This window comes from Streptomyces sp. NPDC007162, from assembly GCF_040634175.1.
Lineage (GTDB): Bacteria > Actinomycetota > Actinomycetes > Streptomycetales > Streptomycetaceae > Streptomyces.
The window spans coordinates 1-4603 of record NZ_JBEYFC010000615.1 but is presented as its reverse complement, the minus strand read 5'-3'; the positions used below and the strand labels follow the sequence as shown (position 1 = coordinate 4603).

2 protein-coding genes are annotated in these 4603 nt (G+C 68.5%); both read left to right on the top strand.

The genetic code is table 11. The features are described from left to right. Positions 1 to 13 precede the first annotated feature (13 nt). Positions 14 to 3742 (top strand): DUF6531 domain-containing protein, encoded by a 3729-nt coding sequence (locus ABZ646_RS40545; RefSeq protein ID WP_360530982.1) that lies wholly within the window; start codon positions 14 to 16, stop codon positions 3740 to 3742. Then, positions 3743 to 4603, top strand: an 861-nt coding sequence (locus ABZ646_RS40540; protein ID WP_360530979.1) for an SUKH-3 domain-containing protein, incomplete at its 3' end; no start/stop codon positions are given.

Sequence of the window (4603 nt, the reverse complement as noted above, 5' to 3'; positions counted from 1 at the left end):
GGCGTTCGCCGCCATGGACTGCATACCCGGCGGCAAGGGCATCACCAGCCTCGGCAAACTCGCCAAGGGCGTCAAGGAGATGAAGGTCTTCAAGGGCGGCCTCAAGGCCATGGCCGAGACGCTGGGTAAGAAGGGGCTGCGCAAGGAGGCGGACGATGTGCTCGCCAAGAGCAAGCCCGGGAAGGGCCGCTGCCTGAACGGCGACCCCATCGACATGGTCTCCGGCGAAATGTTCATGGCCGAGATCGATGCGGAGCTGCCCGGCCTGCTTCCACTGGTCCTGCGACGCACGCACCTGTCGACGTACCGAGCGGGCCGCTCCTTCGGCATCTCCTGGGCCTGCACGCTGGACGAGCGCCTCGAACTGGACGATCAGGGCGCCGTCTTCGCCGTCGAGGACGGCATGATCCTCGTCTACCCTGCGCTGGAACCGGGTGCGTCGGTGCTGCCGGCAGAGGGACCGCGCTGGATGCTGGATCAGGGCGGGACGCCCGATGCGCCCTTGCGTATCACCGACCCGGTCAGCGGTGTCACACGCCATTTCACTGCCCCTCGCCGGCCCGCGACGGCCGACGGCGCGTTCACGTTGTTCCTCGCCGCCATCACTGACCGCAACGGGTGCCGGATCGACTTCGACCGCGATGCCGACGGAACGCCCGTCGCCGTCCGTGACTCGGGCGGCCGCCACATCCATGTGGACACCGAGAACGGGCGCGTCACCGGTCTCCGCCTGAGCAATCCGGAAGACGGTCCCCGCGGCACCCTGCTGCGCCGCTTCGGTTACAGCCCCGACGGCGACCTCACCGAGGTGTACAACTCCAGCGGCCTGCCGTTGAGGCTCACGTACGACGGTCGTGCGCGCATCACCTCGTGGACCGACCGCAACGAATCCTGGTACCGCTTCGTCTACGACGACCAGGACCGGTGCATACGCGGCGAGGGCGCGGACGGACGTCTCTCCTGCTCCGTCGCATACGACGCCGAGAGCCGGGAGACGCGTTACACCGATGCGCTCGGCAACACCACGACGTACCGGTCCAACGAGCTTCGCCAGCTCGTCTCGTCGACCGACCCGCTCGGCAACACCACTCAGTCCGAGTGGGACCGCTACGACCGGCTGCTCTCGCGTACGGATCCCCTCGGCCGGACGAGCCGGTACACGTATGACGCGCTGGGCATGCCCACCTCTGTTGTCCGGCCCGACGGCAGCAGTGAGTCGGCCGAGAACAACGCGTTCGGGCAGCCTCTGTCGGTCACCCAAGCCGACGGCCACGTCTGGCAAATGGAGTATGACGCCCACGGGAACCTGATCGCCGAAACGGATCCCACCGGCGCACGCATCACCTATCGGTACCGGGAAAACGGCGCGCTCGCCGCGGTCACCGACGCCCTCGGCCGTACCGCCCTACTCCAGACCGACGCGGCAGGCCTCACCGTCGCGTCCACAGATGCCGAGGGCGCGACCACGCGGTACGCGCGTGACGCGTTCGGCAGAGTCATCGCCGAGACCGACCCTGACGGGCTCGTCACCAGGCTGAGCTGGACACCCGAAGGCCTGCCGATCGGGCGGACTCTGCCCGACGGCAGCACGGAACGGCGCGTGTACGACGGTGAGGGCAACCTCGTCGTGCAGACGGACCCGCAGGGCCGAACCACCCGGTTCGAATACGGAGGCTTCGACCTCCTGGCAGCGCGTATCGACCCCGACGGTTCACGCCTGGAATTCATCCACGACGGCGAGCTGCGAGTCACCTCGGTGATCAATCAGCAGGGTGCCACGTGGCGTTACTTCTACGACGAAGCGGGACGGCTGGTCCGGGAGCGGAACTTCGACGGACGCGAACAGAGCTACCGGTTCGACGAAGCCGGCCGCCTCGTGGGCCAGACCAATGGCGCCGGCGAGTCCATCGAGTACATCCGTGACCACTTCGGCAAGGTCACTGAGCAACGGACTCCGGAAGGCGTCACCACATACGCGTACGACGCCATCGGCCAGGTACGCCGTGTGGTCAGCGACCGTACGGAACTCACGTACGAGCGGGACGCCCGTGGCCGGGTCCTCGCCGAGACGTGCAACGGGGCGACGGTGCGCTCGGACTACGATCTGCTGGGCAGACGTGTCCGCCGTGTGACGCCGTCGAACGCCGAAAGTGTGTGGGAGTACGACGGACGCGACCGTCCGGTATCGCTGCGGACGGCGGGCCGGACCGTCACGTTCGGGTACGACTCGGCCGGCAGGGAGATCGAGCGCCGTACGGGCGATGTCCTCCTCAGGCAGACCTGGGACCCGGTCGGCAGGCTGAGTTCGCAGACTGTCACCGCCGGGGCGGACGCCCGTCCGGGGGGCGCGAGCGGACCGCGGCGCGTTCAACACCGTACGTACCACTACCGGCCGGACGGGACAGTCGCCGCGATCGGCGATCTCCTCAACGGCGACCGCAGCGTCAGCCACGACGTTTCGGGGCGCGTCACCGGAGTGCGTGCCGCGACGTGGTCGGAACGCTACGCGTACGACGCGGCCGGAAACCTGAACCACGGGGAGTTGTCGAACGACCTCCCGGTGGACCCCGTCCAGCGCACGCCGGGAAGGACCGTCCGCAGGGCCCAGGACATCGCCTACGAGTACGACGCGCAGGGCCGGGTGGTGGTCAGGCGGAGAAAGCGCCTGTCGCGCAAGCCGGACGTGTGGCGGTACCGCTGGGACAGCCAGGACCGCCTGATCGGAGTGACCACTCCGGACGGCACCGACTGGGCCTACGAGTACGACCCCTTCGGCCGTCGCGTCGCGAAGCGGCGGTTCGCCTCCGACGGCGTGACCGTGGTGGAGGAGGTGACCTTTGCCTGGGACGGTTTTGTTCCGGCGGAGCAGGTCTCCAGAAAGGGCGACGACGCGCCCGTATGCACGGTGTGGGATTGGGAGCGAGACCGTTTCAGCCCGGTCACGCAGGTCGCCAGGGTGCGGGCCGGGGAGCGGTCCCAGGAGTGGGTGGACGATCGCTTCTACTCCATCGTCACCGACGTGGTGGGCACTCCCACAGAACTGTACGACGAAGCCGGGGAGGTGGCCTGGCAGACGCGGGCAACGGTGTGGGGCGCACCGCTCGACGACCGACAGCCCGGCAGCGCGGACTGTCCGCTGCGCTTCCCGGGCCAGTACCACGATCCGGAATCGGCGCTCAACTACAACTACCACCGCCACTACGATCCCGAGACCGGGCAGTACGCCTCCGTCGACCCCCTGGGCCTCGCACCGGGCCCGAACCCCCGTACCTACGTGGCGGATCCCTTCACGGCCGTGGACCCCTTCGGTCTGGCGCCTTCGTGCGAGGACGCGGCGCGCGACGCCGCCCGCCGACGGGCCGACCAGGAACAGCAGCGCCCGGGGGCCAGCAAGAAGACCAGGCCGACGAGTACGGCCGGGTTGTCGGTGCCCGGGCACGACCAGGTGTTCCATGGTGCGAGCCTCAAGGGCGGCGGCAGCCACAATCTCCACCCCGACGTGCAGGCCGCATACGATCGGGTTCCGCAGGCCATCAAGGCCACCGTCGGCGGAGCACACGCGAAGTGCGGTGAGGCCGAGGCGCTGTCGGACGCCATGAAGGCTGGGGTGGATCCCCGGGGAGGAGTGAGCGCGGCCGTGAACGTGCGTGCGCCGGGCAACCCCATGCACAACACTCCGAAGCCGCCCTGTGCGTCCTGTCAGCATGTTCTTAATCAACTGGGCGTGAGAGCGGTGATGTGAGTGGGGTACGACCGGAACTGGTCCCCGGAGACGGATGATGTGCTGCGCCGCGCGGGTTGGCGGCCGGATCGCGCGGTGCCGACGGACACCTGGGAGTGGATCCTGCGCGAGCGCGGCTCCTTCGTGCCGCATGAGGCCGCCAGACGCTTCCTTCGTGCCTTCGGTGGGCTGGTGACGTACGGATGGCCGACAGACCCCGTCATGACCAGGTCGGCCATCCGGTTCGATCCCCTCCAAGCCGAGTGGGAGGAGGGGACATACGCCTGGATGAGCCAGCAGGCCGGAACTACTTTGTACCCCGTGGGCACCGCGGACGAAGGGAGCAGCCGCCTCGGCATCGCCGACGACGGGCGGCTCCACATCACCGCTGGAAGCCACGTGGAATTGCTCGGCGAAACCATCGACCAGGCTCTGGATCGGCTGGTCAGGACACAGGGTGCTCGGACTGTCCCCCGGACCGCCGGCATGTCCGAGGGCGGCGGTGAAGGGTTCTGGGCACGGTTGGACGCCGAGCGGGCCGACGACGGCGCGGACGAGCGGCGCTGGCCGGCTCTGACGGACCGGGTACTGCGAGCCGGCGGCTGGTTCCCCGAACGGTCCGTCCCCGTGACGACCTGGGAAAGCATTTTGCTGGAGACCGGCGAATACGAGATGCATGATGCCGCGCGCCGGTTCCTCACGGAGTTCGGTCAGGTTGGCATTCCCTGCCGCAATCCTCTGGACACCATGCCATGGATGGACTTCCGGCTGGACCCGCTCCTGGCGATGTGGGACGCCGAGGTCCTCGACGACCTCGGCGAGCAGGCCGGAACAGTCCTCTACCCGCTCGGCATGATCGACCGTAGGAACCGGTGGCTGGCC

Coding starts and splice junctions, on each gene's coding strand:
- ABZ646_RS40545 (WP_360530982.1), top strand. CDS start 14: ATGGACTGCATACCCGGCGGCAAGGGCATCACCAGCCTCGGCAAACTC.